The following is a 23,719-nucleotide window of genomic DNA, read 5'->3' as shown; positions in this document are numbered from 1 at the left end:
ATCTTTGATTAAATCGATCTGCGCATAAAACTGCGCTGTGCCAGCACCAGGCAAAGCACCATCCAGCCAAGTAGTGCCGCCCATAACGTGCCACTGGCACCGGCCAAATCCTGTCCCAGCGACATCACACCGCTTAGCTGCAGGGAGCCATCCAGGCCACTGAGATTCAGTTGGCGGAAAATATCGGCGGGATTGAGCAGTAATAACCAGGGCAGCCAGTCTGGGTTAAGCTGGCCTTTACTCAGCACCAACAGGGCCAATAAGGCCAGGTCAAACACCAGCACAAACAAAAACCAAATACCCAGCGCCATACCCGCGGCGCTGGATTTCTCTCGCGCCCGACTACTGAGCACATAGGCCATGGCGATAAACACCCAGCCGAGCAAAATGGCTGACGCGATAAAGCGACCAAAGGCCACAAATAATTGCAGCTTGTCGATATCGGGCACCAGTAAGCCGATGGCCAGCGCCGCACCACCAAAGCCTATCAGGGTGGCCAGTGCCAAAATCAAGCCTTGTCCAACAAACTTGCCCAGTAATAACTGACGCTTGCCCAAGGGGTAAGTGAGCAGGAGCAGCAAGGTGCCGCCCTCGTCTTCCCCCACAATAGCGTCGTACGCCAGCAATAAGGCGATTAACGGAATGATAAAAGTGGCCAGGCTGGCCAGACTGGCGATGGTGGATGAGATGGAACTAAAACCCACTTGACCGGCGGCTGCCGCACCAAACCAGGCAATACCCGCCGCCAGCATCACAAACAGCAAACTGATGGCCAGTAACCAGCGATTGCGCAGGCCGTCTTGCAACTCTTTTAACGCGATATAAAAAATGCTCTTCATGGCACATTCCTATGAGCAGATGGCTGAGTCATAAAATGGCTGTATATCTCTTCCATGCTGGCCTGGCGCACTTCGATATCCTCGGCATCGCCCTGCTCTAACAGAAGTTTCAGCACCTGTTGCTTGGCGCCGTTATGGGTGGCCACTTCAAGGTTATCCTGCCCCACCAGACGAGCCTGAAAACCTTTACTGTTAAGTTGTGCCTGCCAATGACTGGCCTGTAGCAGGCCATTGACTCTAATCAGACTGGGCAAACCCACTTGGCTGCGCAGCTCGCTCAGTGTGCCTTCAGCCTGTAAGCAACCGCCAGCCATAATCGCCGCACGGTCGATAAAGGCTTCCACACCAGCTAGCACATGGGAGCACAGAATCACTGCCGTTCCCCCTTCACGTAATTGCTCGATCATGGCGTACAACTCACGGGTGGCGATAGGGTCCAGGCCCACCGTGGGCTCATCTAGCAGCAACAAGCGGGGTTTTCCCAGCAATGCCTGCGCCAGCCCTAGTCGCTGACGCATGCCCTTGGAATAGGTTTTCACTTTACGTTTACAGGCCTGGGCCAATCCTACCTGTTCGAGCAAGGCCTCAACCTGCGCAGACGGCGCGGACTTAAGCCGGGCGAAGTAGCGCAGGGTTTCCAGCCCGGTTAACTGTGGATAAAAAGACACATTCTCCGGCAGATAGCCTAACTGCTGTCGCACCTTAGCTTGCTGTGGCGAGGCACCAAACACACTCACTTGCCCGGCACTGGGACGCAATAGCCCCAAAATAAGCTTCATGGTGGTGGTTTTGCCTGCACCGTTATGCCCAAACAGCCCTAACACTTCGCCTTCGTTAAGGCTTAAGGTCAAATCATGCAGGGCTTGCAACTTCCCATAACAATGGCGAACACTGTGTAACTCAACCAGTTTCATTAGCCTTTATCCTGTTTTTCTGGTGTGGCAGACATCAGCGGATAACTGTCTCTGACACCAGGAGACTTAATCACCGGGAACATCTGCTGCACCCAGCGCAGCAGCTCCACGGCGGGGCTGTGCATCAATAGCTTCATTTGCGGATACATCCAGACCAGACGGTCAATATTGTCATTTGGCTCGTAGAGCACATCGCCAATACCGTCGGCATTGCGATCCCAACCCAGATAATCGCTCCAATAGTTACCCCGGCCATCCAGCGACCATTCCTGAGTACGGGTCGCCACATATTTCACTTGCTGGCGATTGGCCACAAAGCGATTACCGCTGAGCTGGTTGTCTTCTGAGCCTGCGGTCAGATGAATGCCAAGGGCACTGTGGGCAAAATAATTGTCGGTAATACGGTTAAATACCGAGTTGTAGATAAACAGTGCCTTGCCTTCGGCCCCCTGAATCATGCTGTCGCCGGTACTACCGCTTTTCACCCCGCTGACATAATTGCCGGATAGTGTTGAGTAGGTAATGTAATTCATCAGGATGCCGTAGTTCTGGTCATCCTCGGAGCGGTTATCGATAACGGTTAGCTGACGGCTTTGCATCAGCGCATAACCGGTACGGGTGCGCCGGGTGACATTCGCAATCACCTGATTATTATGGGAAAACATGTAATGGATGCCGTAGCGCACGTCTTCCAGCAGGTTATGTTCCAGCAGGTTGTGATTGGATGTATCAATGTAAATTCCGTCTCGTCCGTCCCGTACTTCATTACCTATCACCTTGGCGTCACGTACGGCATACAAGTGGATCCCATTGCCTCTGTCCTGAGAGCGTAAGCTGGTATCACCCTTGATATGGTTGTCCAGAATCTGCACCTGCGGCGCACCATCCACCCAAATACCAAATCCGGGGGTATTGATTCGGTTGCCTTGGATTACCGTACCCTGGGCTTGTGGGTGAACAAAGATGGCGGAGTGCATAGCGGTCAAGTCACGGCCACCACCGCGCAGTTCACAACCCTTAAGGGTGACATTGGCGGCACGGATTTCCAGTACATGGCCTTGCCCCTGTGCATCCAGAATTGCGCCGGGCTGACACTGAACAACCTGGCTTTGCACGATCTGAAAATTGCCGCTATACACACCCGCGGGCAATATCCAAACACCCTCATCTGTAGCAACCAGTGGCAAGGACTCGCTGGCTTGCTGCACTGCCGACAAAGGCGTACTTAAACTAAGCCCGAGTACACAAACTGCCAATAACGCTTTACGTCTGTTCATAGCAAAAGGCCGGTGAGTCACCCCACCGGCTCCCATTGTTACGCAGGCTCAACCAACATACGGCCGACCATTTCCATATGCAGGGCATGGCAGAACCAGTTGCAGTAGTACCAATGCATGCCGGGCTTGTCCGCCACAAAAGTAACAGAGGCCGTTTGCTGAGGACTGATTTCCATGCTGACACCGTGATTGGTCATACAGAAGCCGTGCGATACGTCCTCTATCTGGTCAAGGTTGGTGATCACCACAGTCACTTCATCACCCTGCTTAACCTTAAACTCGGTAATGCCGTAAGTCGGTGCCACAGAGGTCATGTACACACGAACCTTGTTGCCGTCACGGATAACCTTGTTGTCAGTTTCCAGTTTGATGCCGTCTTTTTTGGCCATTTCCACCGTTGGGGCAAAGAAGGGGTCATTACGGTCCCAAATCTTGCGCGGGTGGATCTGGTCACGACGAGCCAGAATACAGTCATGGGGCTCGGCATAAGTCGGGCCGTCATGCACCAGTTTCATTTCCTCACCGGAAATGTCGATAAGCTGGTCGTTCTCCGGATGCAAAGGACCGGTCAGCAGGAAGCGGTCTTTGGAGAACTTACACAATACCACCAGCCATTTACCGTCCGCATCGCGGGTCTCGGTCAAAGAGGCATGGTTGTGTCCCGGCTGATACTGTACGTCCAGCTTCTGACGGATGTAGCTGACATTCTGTCCCTGGTAAGCCTTGATGGCATCGGCCATATTCCATTTCACCACCTGACTGTCGATAAACAAGGTGGTGTATGCATTACCGCGTCCATCAAAGGTGGTATGCAGCGGCCCTAAGCCCAGTTCAGGCTCGGCAGCCACGGTATCACGAGGGTCACTTATCTTACCGGCAAACAGATCGTCGAGTTTATCAATGGCAATCATGGTCACGGTCGGCGACAGCTTGCCGTTGGCGATAAAGAACTTACCATCCGGAGAGGTGTTCAGACCGTGGGGGTTTTTCGGCACTGGTACATAGCGGGTAAAAGGACTGTCCTTGCCGTCTTTTTTACGTCCGTCTACCACAGGCACCTTGGAGTCACCCAGGGTGACAAATTTTCCGGCTTTCACCGCTTTTTCAATGGCCGGAATATTGAACACTACGACCCAGTCGCGCTCGTTACGCATCATACCGCCCAGATCATAGGCTTTTTCTGAGTTATAGCAGGTGGAAGCGGCATACTTACCACTGTAATCGGCGTCACAGTTATCCAGGTTGCCGTCTACCATGACCTGAAACGCCACTTCCATCTTTTCCGCATCAATTACGTTAAACATGGTGTAGCTATAGTCGGCCTGCAGGTCGAAGTGCTTGCCGTCGTTGGGATGCGGGATAACAAACTCAGCATTGGCAAACACATATTTGGTATGGGGCATTTTTTGCAGCCTCAAGCCATGAATTGCCTGCACATTAGGTACCGTCAGCATCTTATCGCACTTCATAATATCCAAACGGATACGTGCTACACGACTATTGGCCTTATCGTTGATAAACAAATACTTACCATCATATTGGCCATCGGTCATGGAAATATGCGGGTGGTGACAGTCGCCGTTTAAGAACTTGGCGCTCTCACCCATAATGGCCTTACTTTCATTGGTAATGCCCCAACCAGTGGCGGAGTCAATATTGAACACCGGAATGCGCATCAGCTCTCGCATGGACGGAATACCCAAAACTCTCACTTCGCCCTGGTGGCCACCGCTCCAGAATCCGTAATATTCATCCAGTTCACCGGGCGCAACATGGGCTTTTTGCTTGGCGTCCTTTACCGCCGCTGCCCAGCTTTCCTTGCTCATAACCGTTGAACCAATACCCACTGCCCCCAACACGGCGGCACCGGCCCCAGTCATGGCGGTCGCACCTAAAAAGCTGCGGCGGCTCATACCTTGCTTGTCGTTGTCTTTATTACTTGTCATGGTTGTCTCCTTTAGAAACAGGGTTAAGCTTGTGATTCAATCTGAACGACCGGGATTTGCCCCGCCTCCTGTTTGGCAGCGCGCTGACGTTTCTTGTTCTTCGCGACCAGAGGCGGGCATTTACGTTCGTTGTGATAGGTCATTTGGCAATCCAGGCAGTAATGACACTCGTTGTGGTCTATATGCCCGTCAGGATGAATGGCCTGGATTTCACATTCGATAGCGCACAGCTTGCAGGGGTTACCGCAGTCTTTGCGACGCTTCAGCCAATCAAACAACTTCAGCTTGGTAGGAATGGCCAGCGCCGCACCCAATGGGCAGATGTAGCGGCAGTAAACCTTGCGGGTGAAAATATTGATAATCAGCAGGATGACGGCATACAACACAAACCACCACTGACGGTCGAACTTCAAGGTTATAGCGGTCTTGAAGGGCTCAACTTCAGCAAAACGCTCGGCAGTGGCCAGGGATTCCAGCGAAATACCGAACAACAGCAACAAAATAATGTACTTGATGGCCCAGAGTCGCTCATGCACGGCAAACGGCAGTTCAAACTGAGGGATTTTCAGCTTACGTGCCCCTTCGTTTATCAGCTCCTGCAGAGCACCGAAGGGACACAACCAACCGCAGAACACCCCGCGACCCCAGAGCAATATGCAGGCGGCCGTGAAGGTCCATAGAATGAAGATCACTGGGTCAATCAGGAACAGCTCCCAGCGAAAATCCTGCATCATGGCGTGGACAAAGGTCAGCACGTTCACCACCGACAGTTGCCCCAGTGCGTACCAGCCGATAAACACCACAGTGAACACCAGGTAGCCCCGACGCAACCAATGTAAGAATTGCGGCTTTTGCGTGAACTTGTCCTGCAGGAACAAGATCACCATCAGTACCAACAGGGCAATCAGTACCACGCCAATTTGGAAGCTCTTCTGATACCAGATGTTGACCCACATGGGACGGTTTGCCGCTTCAATAGCCGCCAATTGCTCTGCACTAGGAGCTGGACGCTCAACATAGCGCTCGGGTAGCTGATAGCCCAGTTCAAAGCTGGTAAACACCCCATCCACCGGACCGGTTTGACGCCGTACTAACAGCTCCAGACTCCAGGGCGAACCGGGGTCGAATTGATGATGGTCACGGATGGTGAAAATGGACATCTCACTCAGTTCAGGTAACCCGTCAATATAAAGATCCGACAACCTTTGCTGGTCTAAATCGCGAAAACTGATGATGTCACCAAACTGACGCAACTGGATGCGGTCAAAAATACCGCCGCGCACATAGCCGGAGCCTTTAAAGGAATAATCGCCACTGGCCAGCACCGCAATGGCAAACTCGCCGTCTTTTAAATTCTCCTGCAGGTAAGCATATTGACGCTCACCCAACAGGTTGCGACCTATACTGGGGGGATCCAATTGCGCGACATACAAATCGATAAAAGTGCCTTGTTTGCCTTCACCTCCCTGCCTACGCTGATGCTGTCCTTCCCCACGGCCTTGTCTGTGCCCTTGTGGGTTTTTATCTGCAATATCAGCAAAGGCGTTATCAACCTGCTCCCAGGTCAGGTGTAAGCGCCGCACCGATCCATCGCCAGTTAGGCTTTGCCAGTCGGCCTCAGTAAACCCATCCGTTTTCACCACCGCAGGGGCGTGGGGGCGATTACTGACATCCTCGATAAGCCCCAAAGACACCGCCACTTCATGGGCGGAACGCATGATGACTTCGTTGACCACCATCACAGTCACTGTGGCACCAGTTACCGCGTCCACAGTGACAGCCTCAGGATCTGAGGTATTGCCCACCACCACACGCTGGTCAGCCATAACGCCCTGATATTTGGCGCTAAAGTCATGCAGCTTTTGCTCGGGGATCCCCACCAGTAAAATCGGCTCGTGATGCTCTAACACATAGGCATCGGCTATGCGCCCATCGGTATCCAGGAGTATTTGCAGATTAATGGGCTTACCTGAATAGGCCGGAATATCCACCACCTGCAGGCTTTGGAACTGATACCCCACTAAGCTGTCACCGGCCAACAGACGACGAACCTGATACTCGCCCTCGGGCTCAGACCAACGGGTAGCTGTTGGGAACAGTTGGCTGACACGCTGCCAACCGATATCGTCAAATGAAGCGGCATGGGCCGCAAAAGGTAGGCACAAGACTGCAAGGTGCAGCCAAACAGCAAGACAGCACCAATAACAACTGTTAATTATTGGCCATTGCCGGATAGGCTTCATGTTTCTTCTCCGCTTTGAACAAATGTTCCAAGGCATTGATGGATAGGGTTATTTTGGCCCTGACTGGGGGGCGCTGAAATACCCCTTAGTGGTTAGCCAAGGGGGGGAAAAGGGCTAGTTGGCAGTTGGCAACAGAGGGGAATACAGCTTTGCTGGGTCTAATCAGGCGTTAAATGCAGCCTCCACAGCTGCCACAGCGCCAGTCTGCCGCGTTCACGGCACGATAAAACCAGCGCAGATGCGGCTCGTCCAGAGGAACCTGATGTTGCTCAAATACCTCCGCCAGCCAATCAACATTGGCCACTATCCACTCATCTTCGGCTGTGCCTTCAACAAAGTCGTCTTCATCAGGGAAGAGGTAACTGAAATTACCACGGGTATCCATATCGTTTTCAGCCTTGCTATCAGGCAGATTCAGGGGTAAGCCCTGATAATGAATAATCCAGTGGCCCAGGCACAAGGTATGACCTTGTGCAGACCACTTGGCGGTGAAGGGATTATTCTGCATATCCAGGTGCAAGGCTATCTGGGGTGGTTATTGCATTAGCGGCGAACCATCCAGGCCAAAATCAAAGCCCTGAATATCCGATTCGCTGAGCAGCCTGGTAATATACTGAGCACTGGCTTTGCGCCTGACTTTAGTATCCAGGTAGCTTTGAATGTCAGCCCGTACTTGCTCAAAGGGCAAAGGATTTCCCTTTACCCGTCTGACCACCTCAACCACATGAAAGCCATAGCGACTTTCCACCGGTTTAGCCATGATGCCTTGGGCTGCACCAAACAGCTGGCGCTCAAACTCTGGTACGGTCTGACCTTTGCTGATTTGGCCAAGGTTCCCCCCCAGCCTGGCCGACGGACAGTTGGAGTACGCTGACGCCAGACTGGCAAAATCCCCTTCGCCATTGCCCAGACTTTGCAATATTTGCTCGGCCAGTTGCCTGGCTCTGTCCCTTTCCTGCAAGTCACGAGGATCGCCAGCCAGCAGAATATGCCTGACTTCCAGCAATGGCGCAGTGGCAAATTTGCCACGATTGGCCTCAAAATACTGACGACACTCGGCAGTGCTGGCCTGAGCCGGCGGACATTCGGCGGCCAGCAGTTTGTCTATCACCCATTGTTCCTGCTGACCATCAAGGGGGCCCTCGCCTGCATATAGTCCGAGCGCCACCGCACGTTGTCGCACTACTTCGTTAATAATCAGGGCCTGCGCAGATTTAACCGCCGCTTCACGGCGACTGGCAGCCGGGTGATACTGCATTTCAGCACTGATTTGCTCGGCGCTGATAACCTGCTGATTCACCGTCACGGATGGAATATCACTTATAACCATCATTTCTCACCTGTGAAAAAGGACACATCCTTGTGTCTGCTGAGTGAAACTAACGCTGACGCACGACCTGGTAATTGCGGCGCATGTACTTCACCGGCACGCTCCAGATATGCACCAAACGGCTAAACGGGAACAACAGAAACAAGGTCATACCCAGCAGCACATGCAGCTTGTAAATCAAGCCCACGTCAGCAATGGCCAGAGATGCTGCCTGCGCATTGAAAGTCACAGTATTTTGCGCCCAGGCCATCAGCTTAAGCATTTCCGAGCCATCCAGGTGGCCCATGGAAAACGGAATACTCAGCAGGCCAAGAATTAACTGCGCATAGAGTAGAACCAGGATCAGTATGTCCATGCGAGTACTAGTGGCACGGATACGCGGATTATGTAACCGGCGCTTAAGCAGAATCGTCATGCCGTACAAACATATCAGCCCGAACAGGCCCCCTGCTCCCATGGCGACCAACTGCTTGGTTGCCGGGGAAATACCCAGTGCATCCCACACCTGGTGAGGGGTCAGCAAGCCAACAAAATGGCCAGCCAGAATCGCCAGGATGCCGATATGAAAGGCAAAACTGCCTTTGCGTAGTTGTTTACTTTCCAGCATCTGACTGGAGCCGGTTTTCCAGCTATAGGGCTCGCGGTCGTAACGGATAAGACTACCCAGTACAAACACCGCCAGCGCAATGTAAGGATAAATTCCAAACAGCAAATGATTGATAAACGACATAATCCGCTCCTCAGTTCAGCCGGGCGCTATCGCCACTGGCTGCATCCACAAATTCGATGGGCACATGCTGGTCACGGCGCTGGCCGGACTCGGGCCGGTTCAATTGGCTGGGACAACCGCCATTAACGGCATCACCACCAAAAGTCACCGCCTCTTCCTCCCATACCTTATCCAGCGCCTTAGGCGTATGGTCAGCCTGCTCAGAGGCGATCTGCACTTGCAAGGCATCCAGATCCAAAGACACCTGACTGACTTCCAGCAAGGCTTCACAGAGCACGGCATAATCCGAACGACGTTTTTGCAAACGTACCGCCAGCAACCCAAGCACCGGGGCAATATCGGCAATCCAGCCGGTGGCCTGATGCTGCTGGGTAGCCGCAAATTCCAGGTACAAAGGCAGATAATCGGGCAACTCATGTTCAGCAATTTCAAGCCCGGCCTGGCGATACTGCGCCACCAATTCCACCATGGCCTGCCCGCGGTCGCGGGATTCACCATGAATATGCTCGAAAATCAGTAAGGACAGCGACCGCCCTCGTTCAAACAAACCGTCGTATTCCTCTTGCCAGTCCAATAGGTCGCCGTCCATGTGTCGTAATACAAACTGGCTTAACGCCTGCTGTGTGCTAGCGGTTAAGTCGGCGCTGGCAATCACCTCTAAGGCCTCGTCCCGGGCGGCCAGCAAGCCGGCCTGCGGGTAATCCAGTAATCTGGCCAGTAACGTCAGTATTTTCATGGCCTACTCCTGAATCTCAACGGGGATAACCTGGCGGACGGTCTGGCTCTTAGTCCCAAACAAGTTCACCTCGGAAGAACTGCCACAGCCGTTGCCAAAGCTGAAACCACAACCGCTCTTCATGTCGTAAGCGTCTTGGGCATAGGCGGTATGACTGGTGGGAATGACAAAGCGGTCTTCATAATTGGCCAGCGCCATCACCCGGTACATTTCCTCCACCTGCCAATCATGTAATCCGGCAGCAGCAATGACTTCATCATCTTTTACCCCTTCAACCTGCTGGGCTCGTTTATAAGCACGCATCGCCAGCATCCGTTCAAGGGCGCGGATCACGGGTTTCTCGTCACCCGCGGTGAGCAGGTTAGCCAGGTATTTAAGCGGAATGCGCAAGGATTTAAGATCAGGGATAACGCCATTCATGCCCACATGCCCTGACTCTATCGCCGTTTGAATAGGTGACAGAGGCGGTACATACCAAACCATAGGTAAGGTACGGTATTCAGGGTGCAAAGGCAGGGCAACCTTCCACTCCATGGCCATTTTGTAGACCGGTGATTGCTGCGCGGCTTCCAGCCAGGCATCTGGGATCCCCTCACGTTTTGCAGCGGCTTGTACGTCTTTGTTGAATGGATCCAGGAAGATATCGCACTGCGCCTGGTACAAGTCCTGATCATTAGGTACCGATGCAGCATCGGCTATCTTATCGGCGTCGTACAGCAGTACACCCAAATACCGGATACGGCCCACACAGGTTTCCGAGCAAACGGTGGGTTGGCCCACCTCAATACGCGGGTAGCAGAAAATACACTTCTCTGATTTGCCGGTTTTCCAGTTGTAGTAGATTTTCTTGTACGGACAACCCGATACGCACATACGCCAACCGCGACATTTATCCTGGTCAATCAGCACAATGCCGTCTTCTTCGCGTTTGTAGATGGCGCCGCTGGGACAAGATGCCACACAGGCCGGATTCAGGCAGTGTTCACATAAACGTGGCAGGTACATCATAAAGGTGTTTTCAAACTGGCCATAAATGTCGGCCTGCACCTTATCGAAGTTTTTGTCCTTACGGCGTTTACTAAATTCGGTACCGAGGATCTCCTCCCAATTCGGCCCCCACTCGATTTTCTCCATACGCTGCCCGCTGATTAATGAACGGGGTCTGGCCACCGGCTGGTGTTTACTTTCCCCGGCGCGGTGCAGATGCTGGTAATCAAAATCAAAAGGTTCGTAATAATCGTCGATATCCGGCAGATCCGGGTTGGCAAAAATGTTGGCCAGAATGCGGCGCTTGCCGCCCTGCTTGGGCTCCAGCTTGCCGTTTTTGCTACGGATCCAGCCGCCGTTCCATTTTTCCTGGTTTTCCCATTCCTTGGGATAACCGATGCCAGGTTTGGTTTCAACGTTATTAAACCAGGCATATTCCATCCCCTCACGGGAGGTCCAGACGTTTTTACAGGTAACCGAACAAGTGTGACAGCCAATGCATTTGTCCAGGTTCAGTACCATGCCTATTTGCGCTCTGACTTTCATGTTACTTCTCCTGCTCGTTCAGTTGGGCATCCAGGGCGTCGACACTGTCGTCATCCAACCAGTCCACTTTGCTCATCTTGCGCACAATCACAAACTCGTCGCGGTTACAGCCCACTGTGCCGTAATAGTTAAAGCCGTAAGCCTGCTGGGCGTAGCCACCAATCATATGCGTGGGTTTTAACACTGCGCGGGTCACGGAGTTATGAATACCGCCACGGGTGCCTGTGGTTTCAGCGCCAGGTACGTTCACTATCCGCTCCTGGGCGTGATACATCATGCTCATCCCTTCCGGCACCCGCTGTGACACCACGGCCCGGGCAGCAATGGCGCCATTGACGTTAAACACCTCAATCCAGTCGTTATCTTCAATCCCGGCTTTGGCAGCGTCTGGTTCGGCAAGCCACACAATAGGGCCACCACGGGACAAGGTCAGCATCAGCAGATTGTCCGAGTAAGTACTGTGAATGCCCCACTTTTGGTGTGGCGTGATCCAGTTCAGCACCAGCTCTTTGTTACCGTTACTCTTCTTGTTCAATACAGGCCGGACCGTTTTCAGGTTAACCGGTGGTTTGTACAGACAGTGCATTTCACCAAAGTCACGCATCCATTCGTGATCCTGATAAAACTGCTGACGACCGGTGATGGTGCGCCAGGGGATCAACTCATGCACATTGGTATAACCTGCGTTATAGGACACATGCTCGTCTTCCAAGCCTGACCAGGTAGGTGAGCTGATGATCTTGCGCGGCTGCGCGACTATGTCGCGAAAACGGATCTTCTCCTCTTCTTTAGGCAGCGCCAGATGGCGATGGTCTAAGCCGGTAATTTGCGACAGCGCATCCCAGGCCTTAACGGCTACCTGACCGTTGGTCTCTGGCGCCAGGGATAAGATCACCTCGGCCGCATCAATGGCTGTGTCAATTTTTGGCCGGCCCTGATTGGCACCAGCTTTGATATGACGCTGATTCAGCTCACCGAGAAAATCCACTTCCTTCTGGGTATTCCAGCTAATGCCCTTACCGCCGTTGCCCAACTTGTCCATTAATGGACCAAGGGAGGTAAAACGCGCATAGGTATTGGGATAGTCACGCTCGACCGTAATCATATTCGGCGCGGTTTTGCCCGGAATCAGGTCGCACTCGCCTTTCCACCAGGCCTGGCTGCCAAAGGGCTGTGCCAGCTCACCGGGGCTGTCATGCTGCATCGGCTGAGTCACCAGATCTTCTTCCTGACCAAGGTGTCCTTCACAGAGCTCTGAGAAAGACTTGGCAATACCCTTGAAGATGTCCCAGTCACTGCGCGATTCCCAAACCGGGTCCACGGCTCTGGACAAGGGGTGAATAAAGGGGTGCATATCCGACGTATTCAGGTCGTCTTTTTCATACCAGGTCGCAGTAGGCAACACGATGTCGGAATACAAACAGGTGGTGGACATACGAAAGTCCAAGGTGACAAACAAATCCACTTTGCCTTCCGGCGCGTCATCACGCCAATGCACATCTTCGGGCTTATCGCCGCCCTCTTCACCTAAATCCTTACCCATCAAGCCGTGCTTGGTACCCAGTAAGTGGCGCAGCATATATTCATGGCCCTTCCCGGAAGAACCCAGCAAGTTGGAGCGCCAGATAAACATATTACGCGGGAAGTTTTTCGGGTTGTCCGGATCAAGACAAGCAAATTCCAGCTCGCCGCTTTTTAATTGCTGCACCGCATAATCTTTGGGTGACATACCGGCGTCACGGGCCTCACGACAAAGCTGCAGCGGGTTCATACCAAGTTGCGGTGCCGACGGCAGCCAACCCATGCGTTCGGCACGGGTGTTGTAGTCGATAATCGCTCCGGTCCACTTGCTCTTATCCGCCAACGGCGAAATCACTTCCTGCATATGCAGTTTTTCATAGCGCCACTGGCTGGAGTGATTATAGAAAAAGGACGTGCCGTTCATATGACGGGGCGGACGTACCCAGTCAAGGCCAAACGCCAATGGGGTCCAACCGGTTTGTGGACGCAGTTTTTCCTGGCCCACATAATGAGCCCAGCCACCACCGCTTTGTCCTACGCAACCACACAAGATCAACATATTGATCAGGCCGCGGTAGTTCATATCCATGTTGTACCAGTGGTTCATACCCGCGCCGACAATGATCATCGAACGACCTTTGGTTTTGGCCGCATTGTCAGCAAACTCACGGGCCACTTTGACCACATCGGCGGCCTTCACGCCAGTGATGGCTTCCTGCCAGGCCGGGGTATAAGGCAGGTTCTGCTCGAAGGTTTTGGCACAGTTAGGGTCCTGATAGCCGTTATCCACGCCATAGTTAGCCAGGGTCAAATCAAATACCGTCGCAACTTTGGCCTGACGCCCATCCGCCAGCGTCACCAACCTGACTGGCACCTTACGCGGGATCACCGCGTCATGTTCGGTGTGCTGGAAATAACCGTATTCGTGTTCGCGGCTACCAAAGTAAGGGAAATTAACCGCTGCCAGCTCGTCATGACCGGCTTTCAGGCTAAGCTGCAGATGCAGGTTCTCGCCAGTTTTGCCGTCACGCTGGGTCAGGTTCCATTTACCTTTGCCAATGCCGCTTTGTGCCTCACCCCAGCGATAACCTATGGCGCCAGTGGGAGACACCAGTTCACCATTCTCTTCATTAAGCGCTATGGTCTTCCATTCGGGGTTGTTTTCCTGCCCGAGGTTGTCCATTAGGTCGGACGCGCGCAGAAAACGCCCCTGTACCAAACTGCCGTCTTCCTGCTCGTCGAGTAACACCAACATGGGCATATCACTGTAACGACGAACATAGTCAGTGAAATACTCTACCTGACGTTCAACATAGAACTCTTTGAGGATCACATGGCCAAAGGCCATCGCCAGCGCGGCATCTGTACCCTGCTTGGGTGCCAGCCACTGATCCGTCAGCTTGGCGACCTCGGAATAATCCGGCGTCACACTGATAACTTTTGTGCCTTTATAGCGAACCTCGGTGAGGAAGTGCGCATCCGGGGTACGGGTCTGGGGTACATTCGAGCCCCAGCAGATAATGTAATTGGAGTTGTACCAATCCGCCGACTCGGGCACATCGGTCTGTTCCCCCCACACCTGCGGTGACGCCGGTGGCAGGTCGCAGTACCAGTCGTAAAAACTCAGGCAGTTACCACCAATCAATGACAAATAACGAGCCCCGGCGGCATAGGACACCATGGACATGGCTGGAATAGGCGAAAAGCCGGTTACCCTATCCGGTCCATAGGTTTTGGTGGTGTAAATGTTGGCCGCGGCGATGATTTCATTCACCTCATCCCAGCGCGCCCGCACAAAGCCACCTAAGCCCCGCTGCTGCTTGTAGTCCTTGGCTTTGACCGGGTCTTCGACGATGGACGCCCAAGCCTCAACCGGATCTTTGTGCTGCATTTTGGCCTGACGCCACAGCTTCACCAAGCGCTTACGAATCTTCGGGTACTTGAGGCGATTAGCGCTGTAGATATACCAGGAATAACTGGCACCACGGGGACAGCCTCGGGGTTCATGATTAGGCAAGTCAGGCCGGGTACGAGGATAATCGGTTTGTTGGGTTTCCCAGGTCACCAGGCCGTCTTTAACATAAATTTTCCAACTGCAGGAGCCGGTACAATTCACCCCGTGGGTAGAACGCACTATTTTGTCGTGTTGCCAGCGACGACGATACCCATTTTCCCAACTCCGATCTTCGTCTGTGGTCACACCGTGGCCATTGGCGAACTGTCCTTTTATACGTTTGAAATACTGCAATCTGTCCAGAAATTGACTCATGCCGGACTCCTGTTGATAAATTAGCTACTGGTCTTGGCGAAATACTCGCTCTGCAGCTAGTTAAATAGATCGCCAACTGCCCCGCAATCCCTTATCAGGTAAGGGTTTCGAGGCGAGTACCCAATAATGGGTAGCTGTTAAATTGGGCAAAAATCAGTAATATCGCGGGATGAAAGGCAGGTGAATTCAAAAAGCCGGGAGCGAACACTACTCCCTGTTTATTGTGAGTACCACCTGTGCCCCTGGCAGGTAAGGTGATGTTAAAGCAACTTAATCGTTCAATTGTGTTCAGAGTTGGTCTGATGATGTTTGCCATCAGCCTGCTAGCGGTGGTCAGTATGGCCAGCTCGGTATTTATCAGCGACAGTGCCGAGAATGATGCCTACGCCATCAACCTGTCCGGCACCTTGCGGATGCAAAGCTATCAGATAGCTATCAGCCTAATGCGTGATGATCTCGACGCTGAAGCGCGTCAGCAACGCCTCACTAAGCAGATTCATCAGTTTGACCAAACCCTGCAATTGCCCACCCTGCAACGCCCGGCGATGGCCAAGCGGGCCAGCGAGCATTTTGAGCTTTACGAGTCTATTGTGGCGCGCTGGCAAGAACGCATCAAACCGGGTATTGAGTCTGCCATTGTAGAGCCTGAAGCTTTGCCAACACTGCTGAATGAAACCGATACCTTGGTAAAAGACATCGACCATCTGGTACAGCTCCATCAGCACCATGCTGAGCAGAATGTGGCCACCATTCGCCTGATTCAGGGCCTTGCGTTATTGCTAACCGCTCTGTTAATGATAGTGGCCATGTTTATCATCAGTCGGCATATCAAGCAGCCGCTGGCACAGCTGACCCAAATAGCCCGGCAAATAGGCAGAGGGGATTTTACCGGTCGTGCCCCCGACCATGGCCATGATGAACTGGCGCTGCTGGGCCACACCCTTAACCACATGTCAGATGCCATCAGTCGTTCCCACAGTTTGATGGAAAAGAAGGTGCAGGAAAAAACCATCCGCCTGCAACAAAGTAATCAGTCGGTGGAACTGCTCTACAACATCAGTAACAGCCTACAGGAGTCACTCAGTCATCCGTCGGAGTTTGGCCCCCTGCTAAATCGCCTGGCGAAGATAACCGGGCTTTCGGATCTGGACCTGTGCATGATGACGGCTTCAGGCAATACGCCTTACGAACACCTGATGACCAAGGATAAAATTTTACCCTCGCGCTGCATCAATAAAGATTGTAATGGGTGTATGAATACCAACCCACCTGCAGACAATAAACTGACCTTTCCACTGACCCGCGCTTCGACTAACTATGGCGTGCTGGTATGTCAGTTGCAGCCAGGGCAAAAGCTGGAAACCTGGCAGATGCGCCTGCTCAAGTCCGTAGCAGATCAGTTTGCTGTAAGTTTGAGCCTACGCGACCAGCAGGAACAAAGTCGCCGACTCGTGCTAATGCATGAACGTACTGTTATTGCCAGAGAACTACACGATTCATTGGCGCAGGCCCTGTCTTATTTGAAAATTCAGGTGGCCAGGTTGGAGAAGCTACTTAAACAGCCTAATGGCGCCGATAAAGCCGCCCCGGTTATTGACGAGCTGAAAACCGGATTGAGCTCAGCGTATCGGGAGTTACGTGAACTGCTTACCACCTTCAGACTGAAAATGGACGGTCAAAGTCTGCGCGCAGCCATGGAACAAAGCCTGCTACAACTGCAGGAGCGCTCCGACAGTATTCGCTTCTCGCTGGAATTTGATGTGGATAACCTGCCCTTTAGCCCCAATGAAGAGATCCACCTACTGCAAATCACCCGTGAAGCGCTGCAAAACGCTCTGCATCACTCCGGAGGCAATCAAGTGGTGGTGAGTTTACAGCGAACTTTCGATAGTCCGTCACATATCAAACTGAGTATTCGTGATAACGGCATTGGCATTGAAAACGACCCAAGCAAACTAAATCACTATGGCCTGGCCATCATGCGCGAGCGCAGCCGCAACTTAGGTGGTGAGTTGAATGTACAGCGCCACCCTGACGGCGGCACCCTGGTCAGCTTTGAATTTGAACCTGAATATTATGCCCAGCGCAAAGATGAGGTGGTTGGGGTTTAAGGGATGTTGTAGTTATATCAACCTATGCATAATGATTACGACAAACTTGAGCATTGCGCAGTCAGTTACACATCTAATCATAAAGGGCTGGTTTGCTGTACGCCCGAATAGAGGATTATTCACATGCAGCAAGGGTGGCAAATCTCCCTTGGTATTTCCGTCGGGCTGCCTTTACTTACAGTACTTGGCGTAATCTTTTACGCGGTATTTGAGTCTCTGGGTAATGGTCGTAAAAAACACGCCATTCTCACAGATACGCTAGCAGGAATATTCAGCTTTTCATTAATCACTCCTTTCGTTGCCCTGTTGTGTACTGTGCTGTTGTTTTCCGCCGTACACAGTGTAGTGAATTTCACGATTTTGCTGCTTAATCATGGGGTTACGATCATTAAAAGCGAAATAGCTTCGGGTGCTTTGAGTTTAAGACTGTGCTCGGTAATGCTGTTAATCAGTACACTACGATATCTAGGGCAGAGCAATAAGGAGATTGATACGGCAGGCAAGGACAAGGAAGCCGAAATGAATTCCAATACCCATAATGATGAATTTAGCATTTCACTTGCTCAGTCCATTAGTGAAATTGATGAACGTCCAGGTTATCAATACTCAAAACAAGCAAAATTCACTGGCAACATTGGCAATCTTTTTTTCTGCTCCGTGGTGTTGATGCTATGGATTGATCAGTTTCTCGCGGTTAACAGCCTGGCTTTCCCTATCATCGCCTGGATTTTACTGTTTATCATCGATGACTGGGCAATCCTGGCGCATTTTAAGTTGGAGGCGGCCAATGCGGTTACCTCAATGCACAATTATCGAATCTACGCTGCGGTGATAGCGATCCCAATCATCGCTGTCTGGGGGGCTTATGAAGCAACATCGACTATGGCATGGGCAAGTGCATTGGTCGTGCTAGCGCTTGGAGTATTTTTTGCTCTTGCGCTTCACAGCGAGAAGTCGCTGCTAAAAACCTGGCTAACGCACCTCGCCGATAAATAGCAGACTAACAGCTAACCTGAGTGGATTGCGGATCCTTGCCCCAAACATATCGCAAGGAGCGCACCAGAGGAGATAAAAAAAGTTCCTTAATGTGGAGCAAGGTGGCAAGCATAGTGCGGCAATAGGATACACACTCGCCAGACAATCAACGCAGCTCAAAACCTCTCGCAAGGTGTTAAGTATGAAAACCGCCAAAAACAACTACCCATTTAGAGGTACTCACCTATCTCCTGAGATTGGTTGGCATCCCTCCCCCTAAACGTTAGTCTTTGATGATTATGCAGATAAAAGCCGGAGCCCGAAATGTCTGAGTTAACCCCCGCTACCGTATTGATGGTCGATGATCACCCTTTGCTGCGTAAAGGGCTCACACAACTAATAGAACTGGAAGACGACCTGAACGTAGTAGGTGAAGCCAGTAGCGGTCAGCAGGCTATTGAGCTGGCCGAATCCCTCGACCCGGATCTGATCACCCTGGATCTGAATATGCAGGGCATGGATGGCCTGCAGACCTTAAAAGCCCTGCGCGAACGTGGCGTGGATGCACGCATTATCATGCTGACGGTGTCAGACAGCGATGAGGATGTGGTAGAAGCCATCCGTCTGGGTGCTGATGGCTACCTGCTTAAGGATATGGAGCCCGAAGCACTGATTGAGAAACTTAAAGAAGCCGTTCTGGGTAAGATGGTGATGAGTCCGAAGCTCACCGAAATCCTGGCAACGGCCTTGCGCCGACCGCAGCGACAGACCAACCGCGCACTGGCCAGCCTCACCAGCCGGGAGCTGGACATCCTTAAGCTTATTGCCAAAGGGCTGAGCAATAAGCTGATTGCCAGGGAACTGGATATTTCTGACGGCACGGTAAAGGTGCATGTAAAACACCTGTTGAAAAAGCTCGATTTGCGCTCGCGGGTCGAAGCCGCGGTGTGGATGGTAAACCAACAAAGCAAAGGCGACGCCAGGGTCTGAGTGGCCCCGTTCAATATCCCCTGACATTCGCCTCTACCCCTTTAGAGGCGAGGCATTAGATGCTTATGGGTAGCGCATTGCTTGAGTTGATTTATATCAATTTAAGCAACCAGGGTCCTTTTCATAGTAAGTCCGAGATTTATCAACCCGGACACTGAATATGAAACACATGGCCCTTTTACTGCTTCTCACACCGCTGATTATCACACCAAGTCAGGCAGACAACCTGCAAGATACCCTCACTAAGGGCAAGGTAAGCCTGAACCTGCGCTACCGCACGGAGTTTGTCGAACAACACAATATGTCTCAACAGGCTATCGCCAATACCCTCCGAGGCCGCTTTAGTTACCAAAGCGGCGCATATCATGGGTTCAGTGGTACGCTGGAAGTGGATGGCCTGTGGAGCCTTGGCACGGATAAATACAATTCCACACTGAATGGGATAAGCGACAGACCGGTGATTGCCGATCCCAAAGGTCAGGATCTGAATCAAGCCTATCTAAGCTATCAGCAACAACACTTAAGCCTGGATGCAGGTCGTCAGCGCATCAATCTCGATGACCAGCGCTTTGTCGGTGGCGTGGGTTGGCGGCAAAACGAGCAAACCTTTGACGCGCTTCGCGTTAAATTCACTCCCCAGGAAAATCTCAACCTCGACTATAGCTATATCAGCAAAGTGAACCGTATCTTTGGCGAGGATAGTCCCCAAGGACGCTTTAGCGGCGATACTCACCTTGTTAACGGACGCTTTGCCCTGGACGCCCAACAAAGTATTAGCGCCTTTGCTTATTGGATGGACTTTGAACAAGCGCCGCAACTATCAAATAAAACCTTTGGCTTGCGTTATCAAGGCAGTCTTCCCGCAATGCGTTTGACCTTGAGTCTGGCACGCCAGCAGGACTATGCCGAGCAGCCAGTTGATTACAAGGCCACCTACGGACTCGCGCAATTAGATGGCGAGCTCAGTGGCATAAGCTGGACATTAGGTTACGAAAAATTGGGGGCAGACAGTCAGGGCCGGGTTATCACGCCACTGGCCACCTTGCATAAGTTCCAGGGTTTTGCCGATCAATTTCTCAACACGCCACTAACCGGGTTACAAGACCGTTATGCCGGTGCTGGCACGACTTTGGCCGGAATAAAACTGCAACTGACTTATCATCGTTTTGACAGTGACAAACAAGCTATCCGCTATGGCCATGAATGGGACGCCTCAGCAGCCTATGCTGTTAATGCGCATCTTAAGCTGCTGCTGAAAATGGCTCGCTACCGGGCCAAACATCATGGTTCGGACACCGACAAATTGTGGTTAATGGTCACCGCCAACTGGTAATTATCCCAATGCACCGCCTGTCTATCCCTTTTGGGGAATAGCCTGGCGTCTGGTTTGCCGTAGCATTAATACGTCGGGACAACGCCCGGCCTGCCGAGCCGTTATCGCTAAACCTTCGGGCATGGGGTAACGGCCTATAGGGTTGATGGAGAAATTTGTCAGCCTCCCCTGTTTGGAAAGGTAAGGAATCATGTTGGAAGATAGATTTGGCCGACGCTTTCAGTATTTGCGACTGTCCATCACTGATGTTTGCAATTTTCGCTGTACCTATTGTTTGCCGGATGGCTATCAGGGTAACGGCAAAACGCGCTTTCTCAGTCAACCACAGATCGCCACCTTGGCAGGCGCTTTTGCCGGACTGGGTACCCGAAAAATCCGTATAACCGGCGGGGAGCCTTCACTGCGTAAGGATCTGACGGAGATTATTGCCATCTGTGCCCAAACTCAAGGCATTGACAAGGTAGCGCTGACCACCAATGGCTTCAAATTACCCGGCCAGGTTAAACAATGGAAGGACGCCGGACTGAGCGCCTTGAATGTCAGTATCGACAGTCTGGATCCCAGGCAATTTCATGCCATTACCGGGCACAACAAACTAGATATCGTGCTACGGGGGGTTGAGAGTGCCCTCACGCAGGGGCTTAAGGTCAAAGTTAACAGCGTGCTTTTGAAAGGCTACTCTCAGACCTTGCTCAAACACGCGCTGAACTGGCTGAAAAATACGCCGGTCACACTTCGACTGATTGAGCTGATGCAAACTGGCGACAATCAGGCATTCTTTGCCGAAAACCACCTGAGCGGTCAGAGCATAAAAGCCGAATTGCTGGCCAGTGGCTGGCTACCCATAATACGGGATAAAACTGCCGGACCCGCACAGGAGTTTTGCCACCCAGACTATCAAGGGAATATTGGTTTAATCATGCCTTATGACAAAGACTTCTGCACCAGTTGTAACCGGCTGCGGGTGTCTGCCACGGGCAATCTGCATCTGTGCTTATTTGCCGAGCAGGGGTTGTCTCTGGCGCCCTGGTTGCAAGAAGGCGATATTGCCGGTTTGCAGCAACATATGTTGCAACTGCTTGGGCAAAAACACAGCCGTCATTGGTTACAACAAGGTCTGACCGGTGCCACCCAACAACTGGCTATGCTGGGAGGCTAAATGCTGATTGGATTGGTGCTGGCCGGCGGGCGTTCCAGCCGGATGGGGCAAGACAAAGCGCTGCTCGAATACCATGGCCATAGCTTGCTACAACAAGCGCAGCAGCTTTTACAAAAAAGTGGCTGCGAACGGGTACTAATTAGCCGCAATCAGCTCGGATTTGTGCAAGATCTGGTAAAAGATGCCGGACCACTTGGCGGCATTCATAGCGCCCTCACCCAAGCCAACAACCTAGATGAGTTGTTGATTGTACCTGTAGATATGCCATTTCTGCGGCCATCTCTGCTGCATGACTTGTACCGCTATGGGCGCAAAAATGGCCGTCCTTATTATTTCCAGCACTGTTTTCTGCCTCTATATTTACCCATCACTGAGGTTTTGCGCAATTACCTTAAGCAACTGATGGATAACGAAGGACAAGGTTCGGTGCGCCATATGTTGGCGCATTTACAGGCTTGTGCTCTACCTTGCAAAGCCAAACACAGACTACGTAATTTGAATACCCCAGAACAGTGGCAATCCGCCATTGCAGGTTAACGGACATCCCCTATGAATACAGCACCATTGTCACCCGAAGCCGCATTGAATATCGCCATACTGACAGTTTCAGACAGCCGCACCCAAGAGCAGGACAACGCCGGGCAGTATCTGCAAGATAGGCTACAAAGCGCCGGACATACGCTAACCCAGCGACATCTACTGCCAAGAAATCGCTATCTGATCCGTGCCCAGGTATCCGCCTGGATTGCCAGCAACGAGGTACAGGTCATTCTTATCAACGGTGGCACAGGTTTTCATGCTAAGGACTGCACGCCCGAGGCGGTATCCGTGCTGTTTGACCACGAAGTAACCGGGTTTGGCGAGCTGTTCAGACAGCTCTCCTATCAGGATATTGGTCCATCGGCACTGCAATCCCGCGCCCTGGCGGGACTGGCTAACCATACCCTGGTCTGCTGTCTGCCGGGCTCAACCAATGCCTGCGCAACCGCCTGGCAATATCTGATTGCCCCCCAGTTGGATGCACGCCAGGGTAAATGCAATTTTCTCGGTCATCTCAATGCGGCCACTTTATGCGAGCAACGACTATGACTGGACTGACGCATTTGAACAGCAGGGGCGAAGCCAGCATGGTGGACGTAGGTAACAAACAGATCACCGCCCGCCAGGCCATGGCCGTCGGCTATGTGGAAATGCAGCCCGACACCTTGGCGCAAATTTGCGCCGGCATGCTACCTAAGGGAGACGTGTTCGCCGTAGCCAGAGTCGCAGGGATTCAGGCTGCCAAGCAATGCGCCAGTTTAATTCCTCTGTGCCACCCACTGATGCTGAGCAATATTCAGGTGGAGTTTAAGGTAGATGCAGAGAACATCAGAGTTGGTATTCAGGCCATATGCAAAGTGGCAGGGCAAACCGGCGTGGAGATGGAAGCGCTAACGGCAGTATCCGTCGCCGCCCTCACCCTGTTTGATATGTGTAAGGCTATCGATCCCGCCATGCGGATCGGCGGCATACGAGTTATCAATAAGTCCGGTGGCAAAAGTGGCTACTGGCAAGCGAGAGATGAACATGATTGAAGTATTGTTTTTTGCCCGACTTCGCGAACAGATAGGGCATGATAAGCTGGCGCTGCAAAATGCCTTTGCCGACATTGGTGCACTTCGCCAATATCTGATGGCGCAGCATAGGGAGTGGCAGGACTATCTGGCGCCGGATAATTCCCTGGCAGCAGTCAACCAGTGCTTAGTGGATGACGACCACCCCTTGCACGCCGGTGATGAGGTGGCCTTCTTTCCTCCCGTTACCGGAGGCTAGT

Annotated in this window: 20 protein-coding genes and 1 riboswitch; of the genes, 9 read left to right on the top strand and 11 right to left on the bottom strand. The window is 52.3% G+C overall.

Features of this window, described 5'->3' with window-relative positions; genetic code table 11:
- Window positions 1–8 precede the first annotated feature (8 nt).
- From KJY73_RS07450 to KJY73_RS07400, 11 genes are all read right to left on the bottom strand, one after another.
- Complete coding sequence (locus KJY73_RS07450; RefSeq protein WP_214342203.1) at window positions 9–839, bottom strand: ABC transporter permease; 831 nt, start codon at window positions 837–839, stop codon at window positions 9–11.
- Window positions 836–1,753, bottom strand: a complete 918-nt coding sequence (locus tag KJY73_RS07445; protein ID WP_214342189.1) for an ABC transporter ATP-binding protein — start codon at window positions 1,751–1,753, stop codon at window positions 836–838. Before KJY73_RS07445 ends, KJY73_RS07450 begins: the two co-directional genes overlap by 4 nt.
- A complete protein-coding gene (locus tag KJY73_RS07440) occupies window positions 1,753–3,030 on the bottom strand; it encodes a nitrous oxide reductase family maturation protein NosD (protein ID WP_214342185.1) in 1,278 nt (425 codons plus the stop codon). Before KJY73_RS07440 ends, KJY73_RS07445 begins: the two co-directional genes overlap by 1 nt.
- Before the next feature lie 38 nt (window positions 3,031–3,068).
- Entirely contained in the window at window positions 3,069–4,976 is a 1,908-nt protein-coding gene (gene nosZ, locus KJY73_RS07435; protein ID WP_214342182.1) for a TAT-dependent nitrous-oxide reductase, read from the bottom strand.
- A gap of 23 nt (window positions 4,977–4,999) precedes the next feature.
- The gene (gene nosR / locus KJY73_RS07430) at window positions 5,000–7,219 is read right to left on the bottom strand and encodes a transcriptional regulator NosR (RefSeq protein ID WP_214342180.1); all 2,220 of its coding nucleotides are present in this window, start codon (window positions 7,217–7,219) and stop codon (window positions 5,000–5,002) included.
- Between the two features lie 169 nt (window positions 7,220–7,388).
- Window positions 7,389–7,727 carry a hypothetical protein gene (locus KJY73_RS07425; protein ID WP_214342177.1) on the bottom strand — a complete coding sequence of 113 codons (339 nt, stop codon included), beginning with the start codon at window positions 7,725–7,727 and terminating at the stop codon, window positions 7,389–7,391.
- 27 nt (window positions 7,728–7,754) lie between these two features.
- Complete coding sequence (locus KJY73_RS07420) at window positions 7,755–8,552, bottom strand: peptidylprolyl isomerase (RefSeq protein ID WP_232848419.1); 798 nt, start codon at window positions 8,550–8,552, stop codon at window positions 7,755–7,757.
- A gap of 46 nt (window positions 8,553–8,598) precedes the next feature.
- Window positions 8,599–9,279 carry a respiratory nitrate reductase subunit gamma gene (gene narI / locus KJY73_RS07415; RefSeq protein ID WP_214342174.1) on the bottom strand — a complete coding sequence of 227 codons (681 nt, stop codon included), beginning with the start codon at window positions 9,277–9,279 and terminating at the stop codon, window positions 8,599–8,601.
- A 10-nt stretch (window positions 9,280–9,289) separates the two neighbouring features.
- A complete protein-coding gene (gene narJ / locus KJY73_RS07410; RefSeq protein WP_214342171.1) occupies window positions 9,290–10,015 on the bottom strand; it encodes a nitrate reductase molybdenum cofactor assembly chaperone in 726 nt (241 codons plus the stop codon).
- A gap of 3 nt (window positions 10,016–10,018) precedes the next feature.
- Window positions 10,019–11,548, bottom strand: a complete 1,530-nt coding sequence (narH, locus tag KJY73_RS07405) for a nitrate reductase subunit beta (RefSeq protein ID WP_214342168.1) — start codon at window positions 11,546–11,548, stop codon at window positions 10,019–10,021.
- Between the two features lies 1 nt (window position 11,549).
- Window positions 11,550–15,338 (bottom strand): nitrate reductase subunit alpha, encoded by a 3,789-nt coding sequence (locus KJY73_RS07400; RefSeq protein WP_214342166.1) that lies wholly within the window; start codon window positions 15,336–15,338, stop codon window positions 11,550–11,552.
- A 257-nt stretch (window positions 15,339–15,595) separates the two neighbouring features.
- Here KJY73_RS07400 and KJY73_RS07395 point away from each other — a divergent pair, with 257 nt between their 5' ends.
- From KJY73_RS07395 to moaD, 9 genes are all read left to right on the top strand, one after another.
- Window positions 15,596–17,449, top strand: a complete 1,854-nt coding sequence (locus KJY73_RS07395) for a type IV pili methyl-accepting chemotaxis transducer N-terminal domain-containing protein (RefSeq protein ID WP_214342163.1) — start codon at window positions 15,596–15,598, stop codon at window positions 17,447–17,449.
- A gap of 123 nt (window positions 17,450–17,572) precedes the next feature.
- On the top strand, window positions 17,573–18,445 hold the full coding sequence (locus KJY73_RS07390) for a hypothetical protein (protein ID WP_214342160.1): 873 nt from the start codon (window positions 17,573–17,575) through the stop codon (window positions 18,443–18,445).
- A gap of 303 nt (window positions 18,446–18,748) precedes the next feature.
- On the top strand, window positions 18,749–19,414 hold the full coding sequence (narL, locus tag KJY73_RS07385; protein WP_214342157.1) for a two-component system response regulator NarL: 666 nt from the start codon (window positions 18,749–18,751) through the stop codon (window positions 19,412–19,414).
- A 160-nt stretch (window positions 19,415–19,574) separates the two neighbouring features.
- The gene (locus KJY73_RS07380) at window positions 19,575–20,747 is read left to right on the top strand and encodes an alginate export family protein (protein WP_214342154.1); all 1,173 of its coding nucleotides are present in this window, start codon (window positions 19,575–19,577) and stop codon (window positions 20,745–20,747) included.
- 79 nt (window positions 20,748–20,826) lie between these two features.
- Window positions 20,827–20,947: riboswitch (molybdenum cofactor riboswitch) on the top strand.
- The gene (gene moaA, locus KJY73_RS07375; protein WP_214342151.1) at window positions 20,938–21,906 is read left to right on the top strand and encodes a GTP 3',8-cyclase MoaA; all 969 of its coding nucleotides are present in this window, start codon (window positions 20,938–20,940) and stop codon (window positions 21,904–21,906) included. It overlaps the preceding riboswitch by 10 nt.
- Entirely contained in the window at window positions 21,907–22,443 is a 537-nt protein-coding gene (gene mobA, locus KJY73_RS07370) for a molybdenum cofactor guanylyltransferase (RefSeq protein WP_214342148.1), read from the top strand.
- Window positions 22,444–22,455: 12 nt separating this feature from the next.
- Window positions 22,456–22,995, top strand: a complete 540-nt coding sequence (moaB, locus tag KJY73_RS07365) for a molybdenum cofactor biosynthesis protein B (RefSeq protein WP_214342145.1) — start codon at window positions 22,456–22,458, stop codon at window positions 22,993–22,995.
- Complete coding sequence (gene moaC / locus KJY73_RS07360) at window positions 22,992–23,480, top strand: cyclic pyranopterin monophosphate synthase MoaC (protein ID WP_214342136.1); 489 nt, start codon at window positions 22,992–22,994, stop codon at window positions 23,478–23,480. The genes moaB and moaC overlap by 4 nt, the downstream gene beginning before the upstream one ends.
- Window positions 23,473–23,718 (top strand): molybdopterin synthase sulfur carrier subunit, encoded by a 246-nt coding sequence (gene moaD, locus KJY73_RS07355; protein WP_214342133.1) that lies wholly within the window; start codon window positions 23,473–23,475, stop codon window positions 23,716–23,718. Before moaC ends, moaD begins: the two co-directional genes overlap by 8 nt.
- Window position 23,719: the final 1 nt, after the last annotated feature.

Source organism: Bowmanella yangjiangensis (assembly GCF_018531185.1).
Classification (GTDB): Bacteria; Pseudomonadota; Gammaproteobacteria; order Enterobacterales; family Alteromonadaceae; genus Bowmanella; species Bowmanella yangjiangensis.
This window is presented reverse-complemented; position numbering and strand designations above follow the sequence as displayed.

Bases quoted from the DNA above. Each gene is read 5' to 3' on its own strand.
- KJY73_RS07450 (WP_214342203.1), bottom strand. From the start codon at position 839: ATGAAGAGCATTTTTTATATCGCGTTAAAAGAGTTGCAAGACGGCCTG.
- KJY73_RS07445 (WP_214342189.1), bottom strand. From the start codon at position 1,753: ATGAAACTGGTTGAGTTACACAGTGTTCGCCATTGTTATGGGAAGTTG.
- KJY73_RS07440 (WP_214342185.1), bottom strand. From the start codon at position 3,030: ATGAACAGACGTAAAGCGTTATTGGCAGTTTGTGTACTCGGGCTTAGT.
- nosZ (WP_214342182.1), bottom strand. From the start codon at position 4,976: ATGACAAGTAATAAAGACAACGACAAGCAAGGTATGAGCCGCCGCAGC.
- nosR (WP_214342180.1), bottom strand. From the start codon at position 7,219: ATGAAGCCTATCCGGCAATGGCCAATAATTAACAGTTGTTATTGGTGC.
- KJY73_RS07425 (WP_214342177.1), bottom strand. From the start codon at position 7,727: ATGCAGAATAATCCCTTCACCGCCAAGTGGTCTGCACAAGGTCATACC.
- KJY73_RS07420 (WP_232848419.1), bottom strand. From the start codon at position 8,552: ATGATGGTTATAAGTGATATTCCATCCGTGACGGTGAATCAGCAGGTT.
- narI (WP_214342174.1), bottom strand. From the start codon at position 9,279: ATGTCGTTTATCAATCATTTGCTGTTTGGAATTTATCCTTACATTGCG.
- narJ (WP_214342171.1), bottom strand. From the start codon at position 10,015: ATGAAAATACTGACGTTACTGGCCAGATTACTGGATTACCCGCAGGCC.
- narH (WP_214342168.1), bottom strand. From the start codon at position 11,548: ATGAAAGTCAGAGCGCAAATAGGCATGGTACTGAACCTGGACAAATGC.
- KJY73_RS07400 (WP_214342166.1), bottom strand. From the start codon at position 15,338: ATGAGTCAATTTCTGGACAGATTGCAGTATTTCAAACGTATAAAAGGA.
- KJY73_RS07395 (WP_214342163.1), top strand. From the start codon at position 15,596: ATGTTAAAGCAACTTAATCGTTCAATTGTGTTCAGAGTTGGTCTGATG.
- KJY73_RS07390 (WP_214342160.1), top strand. From the start codon at position 17,573: ATGCAGCAAGGGTGGCAAATCTCCCTTGGTATTTCCGTCGGGCTGCCT.
- narL (WP_214342157.1), top strand. From the start codon at position 18,749: ATGTCTGAGTTAACCCCCGCTACCGTATTGATGGTCGATGATCACCCT.
- KJY73_RS07380 (WP_214342154.1), top strand. From the start codon at position 19,575: ATGAAACACATGGCCCTTTTACTGCTTCTCACACCGCTGATTATCACA.
- moaA (WP_214342151.1), top strand. From the start codon at position 20,938: ATGTTGGAAGATAGATTTGGCCGACGCTTTCAGTATTTGCGACTGTCC.
- mobA (WP_214342148.1), top strand. From the start codon at position 21,907: ATGCTGATTGGATTGGTGCTGGCCGGCGGGCGTTCCAGCCGGATGGGG.
- moaB (WP_214342145.1), top strand. From the start codon at position 22,456: ATGAATACAGCACCATTGTCACCCGAAGCCGCATTGAATATCGCCATA.
- moaC (WP_214342136.1), top strand. From the start codon at position 22,992: ATGACTGGACTGACGCATTTGAACAGCAGGGGCGAAGCCAGCATGGTG.
- moaD (WP_214342133.1), top strand. From the start codon at position 23,473: ATGATTGAAGTATTGTTTTTTGCCCGACTTCGCGAACAGATAGGGCAT.